Annotated in this window: 22 protein-coding genes, 1 tRNA gene and 1 riboswitch; of the genes, 12 read left to right on the forward strand and 11 right to left on the reverse strand. The window is 65.7% G+C overall.

Annotated elements, in window-relative coordinates; all coding sequences use genetic code 11:
• Nucleotides 1-33: 33 nt before the first annotated feature.
• The 5 genes from ACX80V_RS15005 to ACX80V_RS15025 all read right to left on the reverse strand — a co-directional run bounded on the left by ACX80V_RS15005 (nucleotide 34) and on the right by ACX80V_RS15025 (nucleotide 4,436).
• Nucleotides 34-798 (reverse strand): YcnI family copper-binding membrane protein, encoded by a 765-nt coding sequence (locus tag ACX80V_RS15005; protein WP_485843814.1) that lies wholly within the window; start codon nucleotides 796-798, stop codon nucleotides 34-36.
• Nucleotides 799-886: 88 nt separating this feature from the next.
• A complete protein-coding gene (locus ACX80V_RS15010) occupies nucleotides 887-1,510 on the reverse strand; it encodes a hypothetical protein (protein ID WP_485843815.1) in 624 nt (207 codons plus the stop codon).
• A 75-nt stretch (nucleotides 1,511-1,585) separates the two neighbouring features.
• The gene (locus ACX80V_RS15015) at nucleotides 1,586-2,929 is read right to left on the reverse strand and encodes a hypothetical protein (protein ID WP_485843816.1); all 1,344 of its coding nucleotides are present in this window, start codon (nucleotides 2,927-2,929) and stop codon (nucleotides 1,586-1,588) included.
• Nucleotides 2,930-2,999: 70 nt separating this feature from the next.
• Nucleotides 3,000-4,091 (reverse strand): NAD(P)H-dependent flavin oxidoreductase, encoded by a 1,092-nt coding sequence (locus tag ACX80V_RS15020; protein ID WP_485843817.1) that lies wholly within the window; start codon nucleotides 4,089-4,091, stop codon nucleotides 3,000-3,002.
• A 135-nt stretch (nucleotides 4,092-4,226) separates the two neighbouring features.
• Nucleotides 4,227-4,436 carry a hypothetical protein gene (locus ACX80V_RS15025; RefSeq protein ID WP_058930086.1) on the reverse strand — a complete coding sequence of 70 codons (210 nt, stop codon included), beginning with the start codon at nucleotides 4,434-4,436 and terminating at the stop codon, nucleotides 4,227-4,229.
• Between the two features lie 210 nt (nucleotides 4,437-4,646).
• On the opposite strand from ACX80V_RS15025, the gene ACX80V_RS15030 reads away from it, so the two are divergent.
• Nucleotides 4,647-4,988 carry a hypothetical protein gene (locus tag ACX80V_RS15030; RefSeq protein WP_485838325.1) on the forward strand — a complete coding sequence of 114 codons (342 nt, stop codon included), beginning with the start codon at nucleotides 4,647-4,649 and terminating at the stop codon, nucleotides 4,986-4,988.
• Nucleotides 4,989-5,096: 108 nt separating this feature from the next.
• Complete coding sequence (locus ACX80V_RS15035; RefSeq protein ID WP_485843818.1) at nucleotides 5,097-5,876, forward strand: type 1 glutamine amidotransferase domain-containing protein; 780 nt, start codon at nucleotides 5,097-5,099, stop codon at nucleotides 5,874-5,876.
• A gap of 217 nt (nucleotides 5,877-6,093) precedes the next feature.
• Here ACX80V_RS15035 and ACX80V_RS15040 read toward each other — a convergent pair.
• Nucleotides 6,094-6,183: transfer RNA gene (locus ACX80V_RS15040), tRNA-Ser, on the reverse strand.
• A 265-nt stretch (nucleotides 6,184-6,448) separates the two neighbouring features.
• Between ACX80V_RS15040 and ACX80V_RS15045 the strand changes: the two genes are divergently transcribed.
• The 5 genes from ACX80V_RS15045 to ACX80V_RS15065 all read left to right on the forward strand — a co-directional run bounded on the left by ACX80V_RS15045 (nucleotide 6,449) and on the right by ACX80V_RS15065 (nucleotide 12,293).
• Nucleotides 6,449-8,113 (forward strand): HNH endonuclease signature motif containing protein, encoded by a 1,665-nt coding sequence (locus ACX80V_RS15045; protein ID WP_485843819.1) that lies wholly within the window; start codon nucleotides 6,449-6,451, stop codon nucleotides 8,111-8,113.
• A 201-nt stretch (nucleotides 8,114-8,314) separates the two neighbouring features.
• Nucleotides 8,315-9,346, forward strand: a complete 1,032-nt coding sequence (locus ACX80V_RS15050) for a zinc-dependent alcohol dehydrogenase (protein WP_485843820.1) — start codon at nucleotides 8,315-8,317, stop codon at nucleotides 9,344-9,346.
• 3 nt (nucleotides 9,347-9,349) lie between these two features.
• Nucleotides 9,350-9,757 (forward strand): 6-pyruvoyl trahydropterin synthase family protein, encoded by a 408-nt coding sequence (locus ACX80V_RS15055; RefSeq protein WP_485843821.1) that lies wholly within the window; start codon nucleotides 9,350-9,352, stop codon nucleotides 9,755-9,757.
• Nucleotides 9,758-9,761: 4 nt separating this feature from the next.
• The gene (locus ACX80V_RS15060; RefSeq protein ID WP_485843822.1) at nucleotides 9,762-11,006 is read left to right on the forward strand and encodes a glycosyltransferase; all 1,245 of its coding nucleotides are present in this window, start codon (nucleotides 9,762-9,764) and stop codon (nucleotides 11,004-11,006) included.
• A 3-nt stretch (nucleotides 11,007-11,009) separates the two neighbouring features.
• On the forward strand, nucleotides 11,010-12,293 hold the full coding sequence (locus tag ACX80V_RS15065) for a DNA glycosylase AlkZ-like family protein (RefSeq protein WP_485843823.1): 1,284 nt from the start codon (nucleotides 11,010-11,012) through the stop codon (nucleotides 12,291-12,293).
• An 80-nt stretch (nucleotides 12,294-12,373) separates the two neighbouring features.
• Here the strand turns inward: ACX80V_RS15065 and tadA are convergent, their stop codons facing one another.
• On the reverse strand, nucleotides 12,374-12,880 hold the full coding sequence (gene tadA / locus ACX80V_RS15070) for a tRNA adenosine(34) deaminase TadA (protein ID WP_485843824.1): 507 nt from the start codon (nucleotides 12,878-12,880) through the stop codon (nucleotides 12,374-12,376).
• A 123-nt stretch (nucleotides 12,881-13,003) separates the two neighbouring features.
• Between tadA and ACX80V_RS15075 the strand changes: the two genes are divergently transcribed.
• The 4 genes from ACX80V_RS15075 to ACX80V_RS15090 all read left to right on the forward strand — a co-directional run bounded on the left by ACX80V_RS15075 (nucleotide 13,004) and on the right by ACX80V_RS15090 (nucleotide 15,585).
• Nucleotides 13,004-13,696, forward strand: a complete 693-nt coding sequence (locus tag ACX80V_RS15075; protein WP_485843835.1) for a phosphatase PAP2 family protein — start codon at nucleotides 13,004-13,006, stop codon at nucleotides 13,694-13,696.
• Between the two features lie 42 nt (nucleotides 13,697-13,738).
• Complete coding sequence (gene upp / locus ACX80V_RS15080) at nucleotides 13,739-14,374, forward strand: uracil phosphoribosyltransferase (protein WP_056342624.1); 636 nt, start codon at nucleotides 13,739-13,741, stop codon at nucleotides 14,372-14,374.
• 62 nt (nucleotides 14,375-14,436) lie between these two features.
• Nucleotides 14,437-14,811 (forward strand): VOC family protein, encoded by a 375-nt coding sequence (locus tag ACX80V_RS15085; protein WP_485843825.1) that lies wholly within the window; start codon nucleotides 14,437-14,439, stop codon nucleotides 14,809-14,811.
• 75 nt (nucleotides 14,812-14,886) lie between these two features.
• Nucleotides 14,887-15,585 carry an HAD-IA family hydrolase gene (locus ACX80V_RS15090; protein WP_485843826.1) on the forward strand — a complete coding sequence of 233 codons (699 nt, stop codon included), beginning with the start codon at nucleotides 14,887-14,889 and terminating at the stop codon, nucleotides 15,583-15,585.
• A gap of 71 nt (nucleotides 15,586-15,656) precedes the next feature.
• Here ACX80V_RS15090 and ACX80V_RS15095 read toward each other — a convergent pair whose 3' ends face one another.
• From ACX80V_RS15095 to ACX80V_RS15110, 4 genes are all read right to left on the reverse strand, one after another.
• Nucleotides 15,657-16,397, reverse strand: a complete 741-nt coding sequence (locus ACX80V_RS15095) for an aggregation-promoting factor C-terminal-like domain-containing protein (protein WP_485843827.1) — start codon at nucleotides 16,395-16,397, stop codon at nucleotides 15,657-15,659.
• A gap of 5 nt (nucleotides 16,398-16,402) precedes the next feature.
• A riboswitch (cyclic di-AMP (ydaO/yuaA leader) is annotated at nucleotides 16,403-16,555 on the reverse strand.
• A gap of 100 nt (nucleotides 16,556-16,655) precedes the next feature.
• The gene (locus ACX80V_RS15100) at nucleotides 16,656-18,209 is read right to left on the reverse strand and encodes a HAMP domain-containing sensor histidine kinase (RefSeq protein WP_485843828.1); all 1,554 of its coding nucleotides are present in this window, start codon (nucleotides 18,207-18,209) and stop codon (nucleotides 16,656-16,658) included.
• 7 nt (nucleotides 18,210-18,216) lie between these two features.
• On the reverse strand, nucleotides 18,217-18,957 hold the full coding sequence (locus ACX80V_RS15105; RefSeq protein ID WP_254752394.1) for a response regulator transcription factor: 741 nt from the start codon (nucleotides 18,955-18,957) through the stop codon (nucleotides 18,217-18,219).
• 290 nt (nucleotides 18,958-19,247) lie between these two features.
• The gene (locus ACX80V_RS15110; RefSeq protein WP_157768949.1) at nucleotides 19,248-19,577 is read right to left on the reverse strand and encodes a hypothetical protein; all 330 of its coding nucleotides are present in this window, start codon (nucleotides 19,575-19,577) and stop codon (nucleotides 19,248-19,250) included.
• Here ACX80V_RS15110 and ACX80V_RS15115 point away from each other — a divergent pair.
• On the forward strand, nucleotides 19,576-20,442 hold the full coding sequence (locus ACX80V_RS15115) for a winged helix-turn-helix domain-containing protein (protein ID WP_485843829.1): 867 nt from the start codon (nucleotides 19,576-19,578) through the stop codon (nucleotides 20,440-20,442). The two genes, ACX80V_RS15110 and ACX80V_RS15115, sit on opposite strands and share 2 nt — an antisense overlap.
• Nucleotides 20,443-20,544 lie beyond the last annotated feature (102 nt).

Raw genomic sequence — 20,544 nt, forward strand, 5'->3', positions numbered from 1 at the left:
ATTGTGATCATCCGGGCATCAAATCCCGCGATGTTACGTGGCGGATTCCTGCCGGCGCTTCGAGCCGCTGCGCGCGAAGGCCACCCCGCCCAGGGCGAGTCCACCGAGACCGGCAGCAAGCCCAGCCCAGCTGCGGGCGTCCGCGCCATTGTCAGTCACCGCGGCTGCCTGCTCGGTGGCATGGGCGGCGGTGGCCGGAGCCTCGGTGGTGTGCGCCGCGGAAGAAGCCGCGCCGTGGCCATCAGTGCTCGCCGCCTCGGTGATGGTGATGGACGGCGCCGGCGCCTTCAGGGAGTGCGGGTCCTGGCCGTCCTTGGCGATCTCCGACCAGTCAGTCTGCCCCGTTTCGCACGTCTGCAGCGTGGGGAAGTAGAGCGTGGAGCCGGCCGCGTCGGGCAGCTTCACGGACAGCACCAGGGCATCGCGCAGGTCGTGGGCCAGCGGAGATTTCGCCGTGTACACAATCTGGCTGGTGCGTTTGGTGATGGAGGTGCCGTCGGCCAGTTTCTTGGGCTCGGCGAGCTGCTCGGTCACCCTTTCCACGCTCCAGTTGGGGTTCACTGTGGGCTGGGCGTCGTTGAGTTCGGCCGGCAGGGTGATGGCCACCTTGGTGGTGCCGGACTCCTCGCAGCCGTGCGGGATGCCGAAGGTCAGCAGGGCGTAGGAATTGGCGGCGGTTTTGTCAGGGTTGACGCCTACGTGGGCGGACGCACCTGCTGCTGCGGTCAGGATCAGGACGGCTGCGCCGCCGGTGGCTGCCGCTGCGGTGAGGGTGCGGCGAAGGAATGTAGTGGTCATGGGGTTGCCTTTCGGACGCACGCCGGATGGGGGCGTGCGGAAGTACGGGATGAGGCCCGCGGCCTGCGGAAGTGCGGTGCGGGTGGAGTCAGGAAAGTACGACGGCGGAAGGCGGGCCGCGTCGGCTGTGTTGCCTGAGGTTCCGCCAGGGGCGGAGGGGGAGAACCGCCGGTGGGGCAGTCACCGCACGCGGTGTGCCGGCGTCGGGCGTTACTGCTTCGGGGAGCCGGACGAGGGGCCTCAGCCACGCGGCCAGAGCCCACAGCGCAGCTTCACCCCTGGCCAGCAGGAGGGCGCACGCGCCGGTGGCGAGTGCGTGGGTCAGGAGCATCAGGAGGCCCGCGGATCCGGGATCGTGGACGTGTCCGGTGGCAGCGATGACGGGCGCGGCGGCGCCGGCGAGGTGGGCGTTATGGAGCCCGGAGGCGGCAGCGCCTACAGCGGTACCCGACGAACTGAAGACCGTGAAGGCTTCGTGCAGGATGAACTGTCCCGCGCCGAGGACAGTGAGCATGGCTGGAAAATTGAGTCGCAGCCTCGTGGCGGAGGTGGCTGCCAGCACTGTCAGTGCGAGCACGGCCAGCAGGATGCCTGGGGCGGGAAGGTCGCCGCCGCCGGCCACGTGGGCGCCTGCGGCAAGAGTCAGGACTCCTGTGGACAGGGACGCTGCGCGAAGGAAATGGAAGGGTGGCCGGGCGTGGTTGGTGCGCACGGATCCTCCTTATTTCGGTCGCCGGTGACGGGCTTCAGTCGCGTTCTTCCAGTGGTCCTCGGCGACGTTCAGATTCTACCGGCCTTTGGGCGGGCGGTCCGTCGGTGACAGTCCGTGCAGCGCGATCACGTTGGATGGAGATTCTGTCGTTTCGGATGGCTCGGCTGGCAACTTCAAGAAACCCATGGCCAGGTCGAGGCACTGGATGGCGACCGGGGGAACACGGTAATCGGTCACCGCCTCCACCAATCCGAGTTCGGCGAGAAGGGTTAGCTTCTGCTGTGCCTGCAGGGCCGCGAACGACGCGTAGATCTCTTCAAGGCCCGTTTCTTCGAGTTCCGTGTCTTCAAGGTCTACGTCCTGCAAGGCGCCTTCAAGGTCCGGCGACGCCATAAGTTCGAGTTCCGCCACGGGCATCGGTTCATCGGTGGTGCCATAGGTGAGGACGGCCAGCAGTGTCCCGGCTACCGCTTCCTGGTCCCACACCTGGTCCTCGTCGGTGAGCACTCCGACCAGCAGGACCACCGACAGCATCCGGCGGATGTCCAGCCGTTCCTCGATCCTCGTGCTGTTCCAGGCGGCCACTTCCGGGCCGGGAACGGCTTTGGTGGATCCGAGCCTGATTAGGTTTGCCCCCACCAAGGCTGACCAGATCTCGCGGAGCACCGGCACGTCGTGCATGGTTCCGACTTCCAGCAACGTTTTGGGCCGGCTCTCGGCAGATTCCAGATCGAAAAGTGGGAGGGTCCGGCTCGCGGCCCGCTTTCCACTGGCATGTACTCCTACGGCTGCGGCTGCCGGCTCGATGTCCTTAAGCCGCAGGGCACCCGTGCTGGTGATTTCCTTGCCGGTTCCGATCCAGTCCAGCAGGGAGGTGGCATGCTGGATCAGCGGCATGGCATTGAACGCAGCCTCCTGGTGGTCGTCGCTGAGGTCAGGTACCTGGATAACCGGCAATTGCGGGACAGCCGCGGCGATACCGTTTCCCAGCGCTGAATGGAGTTCCTCGAAGTCGGCGTCCGTGCCGCTCCATCGGCCGGTCCCTTTCAGGAAATGGATGTACGAGTGAAGGGCGAAGTAGATGTCGTCGAAGGCCTCATCCATGTCGTCGGGGTCCAACGACGCCGCAATGGCTCCGGCCGCCTGCTCCACGCCTTCACTGTCGATTGCGGTGGCCGAACTCGAACCGTTGATGGCGTGCTGGGCCGTGAGAAAGAGCTTGACCAGTTCGAGGGACTCGAAGGCATCGGCAGGATCAGGAGCTTCAGCCGCGTTCCATTGAAGAAACTCGACAGCCATCGAGTCGATTGCCCGATGGTTCAGGACCAGCTGCAGCGGCATCTTGGGGGCCGAGGGAACAGCCTTGAGGTGCCGCCGGTCCTTGTTCTTGCTCTTGGATTTGCCGGTCTTTTTGGTCAAGGATTGCCTCCGGTGTCAACGGGCGATCGTCCCACATTCGATGGCTGGGATAACCGCGGATGTATCGAGCTTACAAAGCCGGACTGCCGGCGAGCAGTTCCGCAAGGACATCAGCGGCGGAGTCATGCCGGATCAGCGGTGTGGCCTGCCCCGCCCACAGCGACATAAGCTCCGTGTTTCCCTGGGCGGCTGCCTCCGGGCGGAAGCGGCCGGTGAGCCAGTTCTGCGTTGGGAACGGGGCTATTCCGGCTTCCGAGAGACCAGCTCCTGACAGTTCGGCGATGATGCGGTTGGGGATCCCGCGGGCAAGCCGTCCGCTGAGGGCTCTTGTCAACACTGTTTCCCGCGCGGCCGGGCTGTGCAGGATGGCCCGGTATGCAGGGACGGCCGCGGATTCGCGGGTGGCCAGGAACGCCGAGCCCACCTGGACCGCTTCGGCGCCGAGGGCTCGTGCAGCAGCGTAGCCGCGGCGGTCTGCAATGCCGCCAGCGGCGATTACCGGAATCCCGACGGCGTCAACCACCTGCGGAACCAGTGCAAAAGTTCCGATCAGGGACTCCTCCGCGGGCTTCAGGAACGAGACGCGGTGGCCGCCGGATTCCATGCCGCTGGCAACCACGGCATCCACGCCGCCTGCTTCCAGGGCAACGGCTTCCGCGACCGTGGTGGCGGTTCCCACCACGACAATTCCACGCCGGTGCGCCGCTTCAACCAGTTCCGGCGCGGGCACACCGAACACAAAGCTGACGACGGCGGAACGCGCCTCCAGGGTTGCCTCCACCTGCTCGTCGTAGTCGGGCAGGTAGCGGTCCGGCATGTGAGGAACCGGCAGGCCCAGTTCGTCAAAGTACGGCTTCAGGGTCCCGACGTAGTGGTCGAAATCCGGCTGGGGGAGCGAGGTGGCTTCGTCGCCGGTGGGAATCCAGAGGTTGAGGGCGAACGGCTTCGCCGTTGCCTTCTTGAGCTCGGCAGCTGTGTTCCGAATGGCGTCGGCACCGTAACCGTAGAGGCCGTAGGAACCCAGCCCGCCGCCGTCGCTCACGGCTGCTGTCAGCTCCACCGAAGAGACGCCACCGAAGGGACCCAGCACCACCGGAACGTCCGTGCCGAACAATTCGGTGATGCGGTTTGAGCTGGCTGAGGTGCTGTTCTCGAGAGTCATGCGGTGGCTCCTGGCAGATCGACGTCGGCTTCAGGACTCAGTCTCGCAGGGCTGGCGGCCGCTGCCCAACCTGTGGCTGGGTTCAGTCTGTTTCCGGGCCTGAGCAGTAATGGCAGTCGTCGGGGCAGGTATCGGTCACGGCTGGCTCCAGGTGAGTTCGAAGCCGTCGCTGACATGGAAGAGCCTGCGGCCGCCCACCGGCGTCCTGACCCAGACGGTCTCGCCGTCCGTTGTCCTGTTGTCCACGGCGCCGGCGTACTCGGTGTGGCCGTTCCGGGTCAGCAGAACGGTGTCGCCCACCTGGACGTCGTCCCATTGGCCGGGGGCATTAACGCGATTCGTCATCGAAGTCACGGTTCTTCCTTTAAAGATCGGGTGCCGGACAGGTGTGCCGGGTCCACTACATACAACCCGAAGGGCTCTGGTCTGCTCAATGGAGGATGTGACCACTCTTGCTGCGGCCGTTTGTGCAGGCATCCAGTAGGGCCATGTACCACGGCATGGGGCGGGGCTAGACTGCTGGCGTAAGTGGCCAACTACCTCAGGGAGCACATGATGAACTACTCAGGGACTGGCAACGAGAAAGCGATTCCGGCCAGTGAACTTAACAGGACCCACGTGGGTCAGACCGTCAGTTTTGAGCCAGACGAATTCACGCTGGTGTTCGGAAAAATCGCGGCCATTGCGCGCAAGGAAGGCGGCGTGACCATCGCCCTGCAGGGCGTCGAAGGAAGCGGCGGCCTGCAGTCCAGTTACAGCCTCCCGGGCAGTCAACACGTCTACCTTCAGCCGGACATGCTGACGAATACCGAATCCACCATCAAGGATCTCTTCGGCAAGGTCCAGGAAAACCTGCGCGGCGGGCACAAGGGAGATGACAAGACGGACAAGCTTTAGCGGGGGGACTGTCCGTCGGGTACAGCAAAGGCCCTTGCCGTCTATGACGGGGAGGAGGGCCCGAATTGGGCTGGGCGTAGGGTGGAAGTTAGACGGAAGGAGCACTTCATGAAGAAAATTCTCATGGTACTGACCAGCGTTTCCGAGATCGGCGATACCGGAGAGAAGACCGGATACAACGTGGCCGAGGCTGCACATCCCTGGAAGGTCTTCAAGGATTCAGGGCATTTCGTCGACTTCGCGTCCATCCAGGGCGGCCAGCCCCCGCGCGACGAGGTGGACTCAAAAGATCCCATCCAGGTCGCCTTCACGGAGGACGAGACCACGCGCGCCGGTCTCTACAACACCGCCCGCGTCGACGTGGTTGATCCCGACCAGTACGACGCCGTCTACCTCGTGGGAGGGCACGGCGCCATGTGGGACTTCCCGGACAGCGAAGGCTTGCAGAACCTCGTAGCCAGCGTCTACAACGCCGGCGGCGTGGTGGGCGCTGTCTGTCACGGGCCGGCCGGACTGCTGAACGTCGAGTTGGCCAACGGCTTTCGGCTGGTCGAGGGCAGGAAGGTCGCTGCTTTCACCAACGACGAGGAGGTTGCCGCAGGGAAGGACCAGGTCATCCCGTTCTTTTTGGCAGACCGGCTTGAGGAACAGGGTGCCACCCACGTCTCCGCTGGTGTCTTTGAGGAAAAGGTCGTGGTCGACGACCGGCTGGTGACCGGCCAGAACCCAGCGTCAGCGGCCGGCGTGGCCAAGGAGATGGAGAAGCTCCTGGCAGAGGTCATCCACCAGGAAAAAGCCGAGGAGCAGCACGAGGCGGAGGCTCTGCGCGCCGAGAAGGACGCCGAGAAGAACGCCAGGAAGGCTGCTGCGGCAGGCACCGAGCACTAGCGCCCGCAGCGCACTGACACTGGCGGCCGCCTCGACGACGGGGCGGTCGCCAGTCGGCGTATTGGCGCCGGCAACAACACTGTCCAACGCATCGCCGACCTGCTTCAGGTTTTCGCGCCCCACGATCTACGGCAACGTCAGCAAATCAAGGGGCTAAGTTTGGGGCAAAACAAAACCCCCACTTCCCTTTTATAAGGGAAGCAGGGGCCTTGCCAATTGGCGGTGACGGTGGGATTTGAACCCACGTTGGCTTTGACACCAAACAACATTTCGAGTGTTGCACCTTCGGCCGCTCGGACACGTCACCAACCTGAATAGGTTACCGGAGCATACCGCCCATCCACAAAACGGCAGGCGTTCAGCCCCCGGATGGTGCGAAGGGATCCTTAAGCCCACTCCAGCGCCCGAACGGACACTTAAGCCCCACAACGTTGGCGCGCCCGCGCGAACGGACACTTGAGGCCCTGAATTGCCGCGGCGCGATTCGCGGCACCGATCGTTGCTTCGCAGGGTTATGCACATAGCCCTTCAGCCTCGCCGTTATTGTCACACCCTCCGGGGATGATTTGAGTATGGATAGCAGAGCAGCTGTGGCGACGGCGGAGGCCCTTTCTGTGTCCTTCGCTGAGCTTGCGGTTGTGATCCGTGAGGCTGTCGAAGCCCCGGGTCAGTGTGCTGATCCGCTGCATCGGAGGTCCGAGCTCGCCCTGCAGACGCTGGCTGCCGTGGCCCGCGGGGAGGCGAAGATGGCGGCGCTGAAAGTCCAGGCGGTCGCCGACTATGACGACGCTGCCCAAGCGCTGGCGGGTCCGGCCACGTCACCTGAGGACAACACCGGGCAAGAGATGGCCGTGGTCGCGGAGGTCGCGTGCGTGCTCACGGTGAGCGAACGGTCCGCTGGGGCGCTGTTGGCCGAGGCCCACCAACTCACCACCAGGCTGCCCCTGACCTTATCCGCGCTGCAGGCCGGGACGATTTCCTGGCAGCACGCCCGGATTATGGTCGACGAAACCACCAACCTTGACCGGCCGGCCGCTGCGGCGTTGGAGGCGCATTTCCTGGACGCCGCCACCGTGAATCCTGCCCGGGGGTGCCTGGCCGGTGGGCTCGTCCCCGGCCGGTTCCGGCACAAGGCCCGGACGTGGCGGGAGCGGCATCATCCGGTCAGCATCGAAAAACGCCACGCACGAGGTGTCCAGGATCGGCGATTGGAGTATGCCCCGGACCGTGATGGCATGGCCTGGCTCAGCGCGTATCTGCCCGCCGATCAGGCCGCGGGGATCTGGGACCGCACCACTTCAGCCGCCAGGGCCCTGCAAGGCCCGGACGAAGGGCGGACCCTCAGCCAGATCCGCGCCGACACCGCCGCCACCTGGCTCCTCGGCGGCACCGGTGACCAGGCAGATATCGACGGCGGCAGAGTGGTTGCTGGTGTCCCGTCGCCGCGGGCTCAGGTTCTTGTTACGGTCCCCGTGCTTTCGCTGCTGGGTGTCACGGATGAGCCGGCCATGCTGGACGGGTACGGGCCGATCCCGCCGTCCATGGCCCGCCGTCTCGTCGCGAACGGTGCGGAGTCCTTCCATCGGGTTCTGATCGACGCCCGCGACGGAGCTCCGTTGGAGATCGGGCGGACCAGCTACCGGGTGACGAAAGCCCAACGCCAATGGCTGCGAATGCGGGATGGGAAGTGCCCGTTCCCCGGCTGCAGCAACCAGTCCCTCGACAACGAAGCCGACCATCTCCTCGCCTGGGCCAAAGGAGGCAGCACCGGGATCAGCAATCTCGGCCAGCCATGCCACAAACACCACAGACTCAGACACACCACGGCCTGGAAACCTACCACCGCAACCAAGAACGAACCACCCGGCTGGACATCACCGACCGGACGCCACTACCAAAGCGAACACCCCGACTGGGAACCACCCCACTGGCCAAAACTCCGGCCACAACAACAACCGGGCCAAAAGTCAGAGCTGGTTCTCCATGCTGATCCGCGTGGACTCGGATATCCAGGGGCACCCGTAGTCGAAACTCCCGGCGGCACCTTGGAGGACGATCCATCTCCAGAGCTGCACGGCGTCAATATTCACGGCATCGACTTTGACCGGGCCGGCCCAAATGAGCCCGGCGATGAACTGTTCGACTATGCGCTGTTCCCGGACGACACGCCGCCCGACGGACCCATGCCCGAAGACCCCTACCCGAACTGGGACTTCACTGCCCACAGCACTGTCTGACCGCCAGCCCCAAGCGGCGGCGAGGCCGCATTTGGTCTGAGGCAGAGTCGGGGCGGGCAGAACAGGGCTGCCTCCCATCAACCGTGCGAACCATCAACAGCGCGAACGGACAGTTATGGCCCCGATTCCAAGGGCCCCAAGTGTCCGTTCGCGCCGGGTGGGTGTCGCGGAGAGCGCTCGCGGACTAGATTCATAAGCAAGATGACCAAGTCACGCAAAGAAGCGCAGGCGACCGCATACTGGACCACGGGCCCGGAACACGGCGAGCTCCGCAACGAGGCACTGCCCGCTCCCGGGCCCGGCGAAGCTTTGGTCCGTACGCTGTATTCAGGCATCAGCAAGGGCACGGAAATTGTTGTGCACAAAGGCTCCGTCCCGCCCCGCGTGGCTGCGGAAATGCGCGCCCCGCACCAGGAGGGTACCTTCCCGTCGCCCGTGAAGTTCGGATATCTCTCCGTGGGCGTTGTGGAGGAGGGGCCCGAAGGCTGGGCGGGCCAGAAAGTCTTCTGCCTCAATCCGCATCAGGACCGCTATGTCATTTCCACCGACGCCCTCACCAGGATTCCCGACGGCGTCCCCGCCCGCCGCGCCGTCCTCACCGGCACCGTGGAAACCGCCGTCAACGCCCTCTGGGAAGCCGGACCGAGGCTGGGGGACCGGATCGCCGTCGTCGGCGCGGGTCTGGTGGGTGGAATGGTGGCGACCCTGCTGCGGACTTTCCCGCTGGCCCGCCTGCAACTCGTGGACGTGGACCCGGAACGCAAGCAGTTGGCGGACAGGCTCGGCGTGGAGTTCACCCGCCCGGATGATGCCAAACCCGACTGCGACATCGTGTTCCACTGCTCCGCTTCCCAGGAAGGCCTCGAACGCAGCCTGCAGCTGGCCGGCGATGAGGGGGAGATCATCGAGATGTCCTGGTATGCCAACCGCAAGGTCACGCTGCCGCTGGGTGAAGACTTTCACGCACGCCGGCTCTCCATCCGGGCCAGCCAGGTGGGCGTGGTTGCCCGGGCACGGCGGCACCGCCGGACCACGGCCGAGCGCCTGGAATTGGCTGTTGAGCTCCTCAAGGACCCGGTCTTCGATGTATTCCTCACCGGGGCCTCTCCGTTCACGGACCTGCCGGCAGTAGTGCAGAACCTAGCCGACGGCACGCTCGAAGCCCTGTGCCATGTGATCGAATACCCCAACGCAGACAGCCCCGCGGAAGCCAACCCCAAAGACAGGAAGTAGCCCGTGTTCAGCCTGACCGTCCGACGCCACTTTATGATCGCCCACAGCCTCCCGCGGGAGGCATTTGGCCCGGCCCAGGCCCTCCACGGGGCGACGTTCGTGGCGGAGGTGACGTTCCGCCGTCGTGCGCTGAACCAGGACTCGATCGTCCTGGACATCGGAGCCGCCGGCGGCATCATCGAGGACGTAGTGTCCGGCCTCAACTACAAAAACCTGGACGAACACCCGGACTTCGAAGGGAAGCTCAGCACCACCGAGGCGCTCGCGGAGTACATCGCCCACGCCGTCGCAGCCAAGCTCACGGATGACGGCGACGGTGACGGCGACGGCCGCGAGCTCGCGGGGATCGACGTCACCCTGCGCGAAAATCCGGACGCGTGGGCCACTTACACCCTCGACCTGTCCGCCTGATCCCATGTTGGTCAGGTTCCTGGTCCCCGCCAACATCCGCCACAACTCCGGCGGCAACGTCTACAACGCGCGGCTCACCCAGGGCCTGAGATCGTTGGGGGTTGCTGTGGAGATGCTGGCGGTGGAAGGTTCGTGGCCTGACGCCAGCGCTGGAGACCGACGGCGGCTGGGCGGCCTGCTGGGCGCCTGGGACCCAAGGTCGGACCCCCCGCAGGCGGACATCACCCCGGAAGCGGTCACCCTCGTGGACGGGCTGATTGCGTGCGGTGCGCCTGGCGAACTGGAGTACGCCGCGGCCGCCGGACAACACACCTGGGTCCTGCAGCATATGCCGTCGCCCAGCCACCCCGACGGCGAGGGGCGGGCACTGTGGGCGGCCGCCGGAGTGATCTGCACCAGTTCGTCCGCAGCGGCCTCGGCGGCAGAAAAGCACGGGCTCCGCGCCAGCCGGGTTGTCTTGCCCGGGACGGACGCGGCACCGGTGGCGTCAGGTTCGGCCCCGCCCCACATCATTGCGGTGGCCGCGCTGCTGCCCAACAAGGACCAGTTGCTGACCGTGGCCGCGCTGGCCCGGCTCCAGGACCTCGCCTGGACAGCCTCCCTGGTAGGAACGGACGACGCCGATCCCGCCTATGCGGCACAGGTCCGGGCAGCCATTGCCTCCTCTGGAATGGAGGACAGGGTGCGCGTGACCGGCCAGCTCGCCGGGACCGAACTGGCGAACGAATGGAACCGGACAGACCTGAGCCTTCTCGTGTCGCGGGCCGAAGCCTTTGGGCTTGTGGTGACGGAATCGCTGGCCCACGGCATTCCCGTCATCGTGAGGGAGGGAACCGGCGCCGTGGACGCGTTGGGCCTCGCCGGGAGACTCGCCGGCAGGCTCGCGGGAAGACCGGACGGCGAGCGTGGTGGTGGTGAACGTGATGGCGGGACATCTGCGGTGCCAGGTGCCGCCGTCGGACTCGCCGGACCCGAAGGCGACGCACCTCGTGGCAACGGACCTGAAGACCACCACGCGGACGTGCTCGCTGCCGTGATCCGGCAGTGGCTGGTGGACGAATCCCTCCGAGTCGGCTGGCGTTCCGCTGCCCTGGCGGCACGGGAACGGCTGCCCGGCTGGGACTCCACCGCCCGGAACGTCCTGGAAATCCTCGGCACGCCTGCTAAAACGCCTCATGCCAAATCGCCCGCTGAAGAAAACTCCGCCGAGGGGATGCCTACCGCTGCGCGTACGGCCGGTGGACAATAAGCCATGACCACGCTGCCGACCTCCGCCGCCGTATTGACCCCCCAAGCTGTGATCCCCCAAGCCGTGACCCCACAATCCTTCAGCCAAGATGCCCCGGATCCGCAGGTGCTCACTCCGGAGTTCCTCAGGGCATGGGCCTGGCACAAGCAGGGCCTCGACGGCACACTCCAGGGCGCGGATGCCGCCGACGTGTTTAGCAGCGCGGGCTGGGCCCGTTCCGTCGGCGGCGCCAACCCGTACCTCACGCTCTTTGCCCGCGCCGGCACTAGCCGTGAGCGGGCGGATGCCGACGTCCTGTCGCTGAACATCCATGAGCTGCCCACCGCCCGCGGCTGCACCTATGTGCTGGGACAGGATGACTTCGCGTGGGGCCTCCAGATTGGCCGGGACGCTGCCGTGGCGCCGTTCCGTGTGCTGGCAAGAATGGGCGTCGAGCGCGGCGAGATCACGCTGCTGGAGGAGGAGATCCTCCACGCCCTCGCCGAGGCCGGCCACCCGCTGGACCCCAAACAGCTCAAGGATCTCCTGGGCGATTCGGTCCGGAACCTCGGCGAGGAGGGCAAAAAGAAGGGCGCGGCCACCACGTTGCCCACGGCCTTGGGCCTCCTCCAGGCGGACGGCCGGATCCGGCGCGTGCCCGCCAACGGCCGGCTGGATCAGCAGCGCTACGCCTACACACTGTGGGGTTTGCCGCCCACCGCCATGGACGACGAAGCCGCCCGCAGTCTCCTGCTGCAGCGCTATCTCGGCTGGACTGGCGGCGCCACGGTCAAGCAGTCGCAATGGTTCACCGGGTTCACCCTGGCCCACACGAAGGCAGCGTTGGCCGCCACTGGGGCGGTGGAGGTTCCCACCGCCAACGGTGAGGTGTTGTGGATGATGCCCGACGACGTCGGGCGGCTTGCGTCGTTCGAGGCGCCGGCGGAGGAACAGATTCAGCTGCTGGCCGGCACGGATTCGTTGGTCCTGCTCCGCAGGAACTCGGGGGATCTGTTTGCCGAGCAGGACAAGGGTAAGCAGGTCCTGGGGTCCACGTTGGCGTTGCAGGCTGACCTGCCGGATCATCCCATCTTCGACCGCGGCCGGATCATCGGGCTGTGGCAATACGATCCCGGGAAATCACGGATTGCCCATTGGCTCTTTGGCGGGGCCACACCCGCTGTATCCCGGCGCATCGCCGAGGTAGAGGCCTGGATCCGGGACGAACTGGGCGACTTCCGCTCGTTCAGCCTGGACTCGCCGGCCTCGCGCCAGGACAGGATCGACGCCCTGGATGCCGCAGGCTGAGAGTCGTGCAGGCAGGTGAGAGCGCTACAGCAGGCCCGAGACGAATTGCAGCCCGCTACGACCCGTCACAGCACGACCCGTTACAGCCGACTGCGGTGCGCTGCGAAGAAGTCCCTGAGGACCGCTCCGCACTCCTCTTCCCTGACCCCGCCGTACACCTCAACCCAGTGGTTGAGCCGGCGCTCGCGGAGGACATCGAACACCGAGCCCGCCGCTCCGGCTTTCTCATCCCAGGCACCGAAGACCACGCGGGGAATCCTGGCCAGGACCACCGCGCCGGCGCACATGGCGCACGGCTCCAGAGTCACCACGAGCGTGCAGTCGGCCAGCCGCCAGCCGTCCCCGGTGCCGCCGTCGAGTTTGGACAAGGCACGCAACCGGTCCGCCGCCTGGCGGATGGCCACTATCTCTGCGTGGGCAGTGGGGTCTCCCAGTTCTTCCCGCTGGTTCCGTCCGGAACCCAGCACGGCGCCGTCGGGCCCAATCACCACGGCGCCGATCGGCACGTCCCCGGTGGCCAGCGCGCGCCGGGCTTCGTCCAGGGCAAGACCCATCCATTCGAGGTGGTTCTTTTCTGCGGCGACCATGGCTCAATGATAGTTTCGAAGGATATCCAGCCTGCAAAGCATTAACGCCGGGGAGGCATCGTGGACAGATTCAGGGACCGTCTGGGCAAATGGTTCAAACCGTACGCCGCGCTGTGGATCACCATGCTGGTTGGCGGTGCCTTGGTGGTCACCATGGCGCTCCTGGGTGCCGAGGTCTACGACAACGTGGTGGATGAAGAGGGCCTGGCCGCCCTGGACCTGCCCGCGCTGGAGCTGTCCCAGGGCTTGCGGAACCCCGTACTGGATGCCGGGGTAACGGCTTTCACCAACATCGGCGGGGGCATCGGCATGCCCATCCTGGCAAGCATCCTTACGGCCTGGCTCACGTTCCTGAGCCGGACTTGGCGGCCCATCATCCTGGTGGGCGGCGCCGCGGCCGTCTCCACACTGGCCACCACGGTGGGCAAGCGGCTGGTGGGCCGCAACCGCCCGGACCACTCGGAAGCGGTCCCGCCGTACGAGACCTCTCCGTCCTTCCCCAGCGGCCACACGCTGAATACGACGGTGGTGATCGGTGTCCTGGTCTATGTCATGTGCCTCCAGTTCGAGTTGCTGTGGGCGCGCATCACGGCCATCATCGCCGGGGTGATCTTCATCATCGCGATGGGCCTGAGCCGGGTGTTCCTGGGCCACCACTGGCTGACGGATGTGATGGCCGGCTGGTTCCTGGGCCTTGCCTGGGTGGGCATCGTGATCCTGGCGCACCGGCTGTTCCATGTGCTGCGGAAACGCGAGCACGCGGGCCCGGCACCCACGTTCGAACAACCCGCCTTGAGGGACGATCCGTCGAGCTGATTCCCGGCCGGGCGCTGCCCGCGCGGGTGATAGTTTTGACGCATGCGCACTCTCGTTGTGGACCACCCGCTGGTCGCCCATAAGCTCACCGTCCTGCGGGACAAGAACACTCCGTCACCGGTCTTCCGGCAGTTGACGGAAGAGCTGGTGACCCTCCTGGCCTACGAAGCCACCCGTGAGGTCCGCACCCAGCCGGTCACCATCGAGACGCCGGTCAGCACCACAGTGGGCACCGCTTTCACCAAGCCCACGCCTCTGGTGGTTCCCATCCTGCGCGCCGGGCTCGGCATGCTCGAGGGCATGACCAAGCTGGTCCCTACCGCTGAGGTGGGCTTCCTGGGCATGGCCCGCGATGAGGAAACCCTGGACATCATCACCTACGCGGAGCGGCTCCCGGAGGACCTGACGGACCGGCAGATCTTTGTGCTGGATCCGATGCTTGCCACCGGCGGAACCCTGCGCGAAGCCATCAAGTTCCTGTTCAAGCGCGGCGCCTCCGACGTCACGTGCATTTGCCTCCTGGCCGCGCCGGAAGGCCTGGCCAAGCTCGAAGAGGAACTGGCCGAGGCCAACGTGACCATCGTGCTGGCCTCCATTGACGAACGGCTCGACGAGAAGTCCTACATCGTTCCCGGGCTGGGCGACGCCGGCGACCGCCTGTACGGCATCGCTGGCTGATTCGGGGTTGCTTCGGATTTCAGGTCTTCCGCTTTCCTGCCGCCGCCGTTAGCCTGTGGCGCATGGACTGGAAACTTGAACTCGTTTTTGTGCCCGTATCCGACGTCGACCGCGCCAAGGATTTCTACGTCAACAAAGTTGGCTTCAACCCGGATTTCGACGAGCGGCCCATGGATGGCATCCGCTTCGTCCAGCTGACCCCGCCGGGATCCGCCTGCTCCATTTGTATTGGCGAGGGCCTCAATGACGCCCCTCCGGGTACGGCCCCAAGCCTGCAGATGGTGGTCGGCGACATCCAGGCTGCCCACGACCACCTCAAGAGCAACGGTGTGGAGGTCAGCGACATAGACATCCAGGACTGGGGGCACTTCGTCTACTTCGCGGATCCCGACGGCAACAAGTGGGCGGTGCAGTACATCCCGGGCCGTGACGCCTAAGGGCGTGATGCCCGGGGTCGCGACGCCTAAGCCCGTGACACTTAAGCCGGTGACGCCTAAGGCAAAATAGGCAGCATGAACATCCCCACACCTGCCGCCACACGAGTACCTGCCGCCACACGAGCACTGACATGCCGGGCCGTCCTTTTCGATATGGACGGCACACTGGTGGACTCCACGGCAGCAGTGGAGGAGGTCTGGGGAGAATTCGCGGCCCGGTACGGCCTGGACATCGCCGAAATCCTGCGCACTTCGCATGGCGTCCAGGCTGCCGATACCGTACGCCGGTTCGCGCCGGGGGGAGCGGACGTCGAGGCCCTCACCGAGGAACTGGGCGCGATGGAACGGGTGCGGACTGCCGGTATCGTCGCGTTGCCGGGGGCTGCCGACCTGCTTCGCAGCCTCCCGGCCGAGGCAGTGGCGCTGGTGACTTCAGCGGACAGGACCCTGGCGGACATCCGCATGGACGCTGCCGGGCTGGACATGCCGGCCATCGCCGTGACGGCGGACCTGGTCACACGGGGCAAGCCGCACCCGGAAGGCTATCTGATGGCCGCCGGGCTGCTGGGCGTCAATCCGGAGGACGCCGTGATCTTTGAGGATGCGCCCGCCGGAATAGCGGCAGGCGTTGCTGCTGGTATCCGGACGGTGGCCGTGGGTCCCAATGCGGGCGAATTGCCGGCAGGCGTGCTGCATATCGCGGATTACCGTGCCGTGACCGCCTCCGTGGAAACGGACGCCGCGGGACGGAAGCTCATTTCTTTCCGGCTTTGACGCCGGCGGATCACTATCGTGATCCGCCGGCGCAGCTCAGCGACGCCAGCCGCCGGCGCCGCTCGGTCGGCTTAGTACCAGTTGTGCGACAGGTGGAAGTTCAGCGCGCCGCACGGTGACTGGTAGCGCTCCTGGATGTAGTTCAGGCCCCAGTTGATCTGCGTGCGGTAGTTGGTGACGTAGTCCGCGCCGGCGCTCGCCATCTTCTCAGCGGGCAACGACTGGACGATGCCGTACGCGCCGCTGCTGGCGTTGGTGGCCGTGGTGGTCCATTCGGATTCCTTGGTCCACAGCGTCTGCAGGCACTGCATCTGGTCAGCGGACCAGCCGTACGTCGCCAGTTGGCCGGCAGCGTAGGCCTGCGCTCCTGCGGGGTCGTTGACGGCCACAACAGGGGCAGGCTCGGGGGCCGGAGCAGGAGCACCAGCGGGTTCCGGTGCCGGGGCAGGTGCCGGGGCAGGTGCCGGATCGGCGGCCTGGGGCGCGACGTTGATTTCAGCCGGAGCCGCTTCCGGAGTGGCCGGGGCCTGGATCTCAGCCGCTTCGAAGCTGAGCTTCGACTGGGCGTTCTCTTCTTCGGCGGCCTGGTTGGCGCTGGCCGCAAGCGAGGCCGACTCGGAAGCGTGTGCTGCGGCGCTTACACCGACCAACAGGGCGCACGCGGTGGCGAACACCGCGACGCGCTGGCCCACGGAGGGAATCCGGGCGGCCTTGGAAAGTGGGGACATAGCTGCGCCGAAGCGGGTCTGCTTGCGGTGGCTATCGGACTTGTTGTCGCCCTGCGGGCGCGGTTCTACCTTGAATTCAGACATGATGGATCGCCTCTCACACCTGCGGAGTTAGCTGTCGGGTTCGGATGAGGGCATCCGGCCACACGGCACAATCACGTGTTGGCTTAACCCCAAAGGGCACTTGGTGCCCGGGACGGTGGGTCCCCCGCCTCTGCCTCTGAAAACGGAATCCGGGAAGCGGCAGAGCTTGGCGTCATCCGGATATGCGGCCCAAACGGGAACCACACCTCATCGACGCTACAGGAGCTGGAAGCTTAAGTCACATTTTGGTAACAGGAATCACGACGACGGTGTGTCGCCTTGCTGGGCTCGGGTGCCAGTGGGTCGCGCCAGCGCGCCGGCAGGGAAGAGTAACGCGAACTCCGTCCGTCCGGCCCGCGATGTCACTTCCACGCTCCCGCCGTGGGCCTCCATGATCGACTGGACAATGGACAGGCCCAAGCCACTAGTGCCTTCGGACGCCCCGGCGCCCGAGGCCGGCGCCGTACCCTTGCGCGCCGCGTCTGCGCGGGCAAACCGGGAGAAAACGTGGTCTACGAATTCCGCAGGGATGCCCCCGCCGTCGTCCGTTACCGTCACCGCTGCGCCGCCATTGGCAGACTTCGTGACAGCGGTGACCACCGTGGTCCCCGGCGGCGTGTGCTTGCGCGCATTGGAGAGCAGGTTGACAAGCACCTGACGCAGTTGGGACGCATCACCCGTGACGGCGAGCGGCTCGTCAGGCAGTTCAAGGCGCCAGTGGTGGTCCGGGGCGATGACCTTCTCGTCACTGACGGTTTCGATCACGAGTTGTGTGAGGTCTACTTCGCTGAGCTTCAGGGGCTGGCCCTCATCGAGCCGGGCAAGCAGGAGCAGATCCTCCACCAGGGTGGTCATGCGTTCGGACTGGCTTTGGACCCGGGCCAGGGATTTCCGGCCGTCCGGCGTGAAGTTCTCGGTCATCCGCATCAGCTCCGTGTACCCGCGGATGGCGGTCAGCGGGGTGCGCAGCTCATGGGAAGCGTCGGCAACAAACTGCCGCACCTTGGTCTCGCTCCGCTGCCGCGCCTCGAGTGCGTTGGCGACGTTGTCCAGCATCTGATTGAGGGCGTGCCCTACGCTGCCCACGTCGGTTCCGGGATTGGAGTTCGACGGCGGGACGCGCACCGCGAGTGCCACCTCGCCCGCGTCCAGCGGGAGCCGGGCCACCCGGGTTGCCACCTCGGAAAGCTGCTCCAGCGGCTTCATGGTGCGCCGGATCAGCACGGTTCCCGCCAGTCCGATCAGCGCCAGGCCGCCCAAGGAGACAAACACAAAGGTCCACACCAGCGATGCCAGCGTGCTCTCCTTGGCGGCGAGCGGAAGGCCCGTGACAAGGACATCGCCGTAGCCGGTTTGCACTGCCACAATCCGGTAATCCCCGTTGGACAGCGAGCGGTTCACGGGAAGGCCGTTCTGCGTCAGCGCCAGCAGGGTCTGCTTGTCCTCGGCGTCGAGGGCCAGGCGCGTGGTGTCCGAGTCCAGGAAACCGCCGCTGGGGATCTGGCCGTCCAGGATCCGCGCATTCAGCGTTCCGACACTCTGCCCGCGGGAGTCAAGCGGGTCCGGCCTGCCGTTGAATCCGCCCATGGGCGGGCGGCCCGGATCGTTCGACCGTTCGGCGGCCTGGCTCAGCTGTTCATCCAGCTGCCCGGTGAGAAAGGAATCCATGGACGCGTAACTGAACAGCCCCACGGCGCCGCAGATGGCCACCAGCAGGGCCATGGCCAACAAGATCAGGCGCGTGCGCAGATGCCAGGTGTCCGGTTTCAGCCAGCTCCGGGCTGGTGCTGGGGTTGCTCGCGGCGAGGACATCGAGCTGCTACTCAGCCGGCTTGATGACGTAGCCGGCGCCCCGCACGGTATGGATCATGGGCGGGTGCACTGCATCCACTTTCTTGCGCAGGTAGGAGATGTAGAGCTCCACAATGTTGGCCTGGCCGCCGAAGTCGTAGTTCCAGACGCGGTCCAGGATCTGGGCTTTGCTGATGACGCGTTTGGGGTTCTCCATGAGGTACCGGAGCAGCTCGAACTGGGTGGCGGTGAGCTGGAGGGCGTCGCCCGCACGGGTCACTTCGCGGGTGTCGATGTTGAGGACAAGATCGCCCACCACAAGTTCGGCAGTGTCCATCGCGGCAACGCCGGAGCGCTGGACCAGGCGGTGCAGCCGCAACAGGACCTCTTCCATGCTGAACGGCTTGGTCACGTAGTCGTCCCCGCCGGCCGCCAGGCCCACGATCCTGTCCTGGACAGCGTCCTTGGCAGTCAGGAAAAGCGCAGGTACCTCGGGCGCGAAGGCGCGGATCCTGCCCAGCAGCTCAACGCCGTCGAACCCTGGCAGCATCACGTCCAGCACCAGGACGTCCGGGCGGAACTCCTTGGCAAGCTTGACGGCCTCCGGGCCGTCCGAAGCCACGGCAACAGACCAGCCGGCCATGCGCAGCCCCATGCTCATGAGCTCGGAAAGGCTGGGTTCGTCGTCAACCACCAGGGCGCGGATGGGGGAGCCGTCCGGGTGGGTCAGTTGGGGAAGGTTGTTGGTCATGGAGTGCGAAGTGGCCATGGGACAACTCTCCGATCATTCGGTTAGCCCGCGCTATGGGGTTCCTGTGCGCACGCTGTGAATCCCAGCCTAGCGAGCTGGATGGGCGATCTGCCCGGCAGGGCGGGCGCCGATAATCCGCAGGCGGCCGCCTTCTCCGTTGGACAGGCGGCAAAACCCAGCAGGGAATCTTGGCAAGTAATTGGCCAGTGAATTTCAAGGTCTTAGTATGGCGAAAGGGCGAACATTGTTCGCCGGAGAGGGCCATTTGCGCACCCTTGGCGGACAACAACTCCTATTTTGCCGCCAAATCAGAATGGTGATCTGTAACACAAATCCGCATTTTGTCTCAGTATGCGGAACGTTGCACCCATTGTTACTTGCAAGTTTTCATTGTTACGTTGCACACTTTCAATTGTGAACAAGAACTCAACAGCACCTGCAGCCGCAGAATATTGGCCCAGCACATCCGCTGCTGCCGACATGCGCTGTTGTCGAATGCACGCCTGATCTTCAGACCCCACGAAGTTCTTAGGCATTCGCCCCCAGCCCAGCGTAGGGCGCCATCCCCAGATTTCATTGCGGGGACAACCAGCATTCGAGCCGCGATGACGGCCATTCACATTGAGGTAAGCATTCATGTCAGTTGCATCTGGATACGTCCACATCTCCGTCCGTAACGCGGGCAAGGCCGGCCAGGCTTCCGGCCTTCGCCAGGGTTTCGGTGCCCGACCGGCGTTCGCCCCGGCCGCCCCCGGCGCCAGCTTCCCCGCCCCCGGCTACGCACCGCAGGGCTACAACCCCAATTCCTACGGCCAGCTCCGCGCCGTCCAGCCTGCCGAAGCAGCGCCGCTGACCGCGCCCACTCCGGTTGTCGCTGGACCCAACGCCGTGCGGCCCGTCGCCAACGACACCGTGGCCCGCGGATTTGTCCTCTACATGGGCATCGACGAGGAGACCGCGGCGGCTGCCGGAACCTCCATTGCCAAACTTGCCCAGGAAATCCGCGCATACGCACAGTCACTCGTGACCGGTGCCGAAAGCTACGCGGCCGTGGCCGTGGCCCCGGCCGGCACCCCCGGTTCCGCGCTCGACGTCGTCCGTTCCACCTTCGGTGACCCCACCGTGAACGCGCAGAAGCGCACGGAGACTGCCCGGCTGCAGCAGCCCCAGGACCTGCGCCCGTCCGGCGTCCTGATCGACCTCGCCCGCCGCGAAGTCCACCTTGACGGCGAATCCCTGAACCTGACCTTCAAGGAATTCGAACTCCTGAACTACCTGGTGGAAAACGGCACCCGCACGGTTGGCCGCGATGAACTGCTCGAGGGCCTGTGGCGCAACGCCGAGGAAGTCCCCAACGAGCGCACCATCGACGTCCACATCCGCCGCCTCCGCTCCAAGCTGGGCCGCCTCGCCAACACCGTCCGTACCGTCCGCGGCCAGGGCTACCGCTTCTACGAGCACCCCGAAGTGATTGTCTGGGCCGCTCCGGAATACTCGATCTAGCCTTTTTGTCCCTTGCGGGACGCCCGTTCCGGGCTGAAAATGTGCTTGTGGTCGCCTGCTGACGCCGTGGTTCTATGGTTCGTTGAGGCCGTGATCTAGCCG

Source organism: Pseudarthrobacter arbutini (assembly GCF_054510915.1).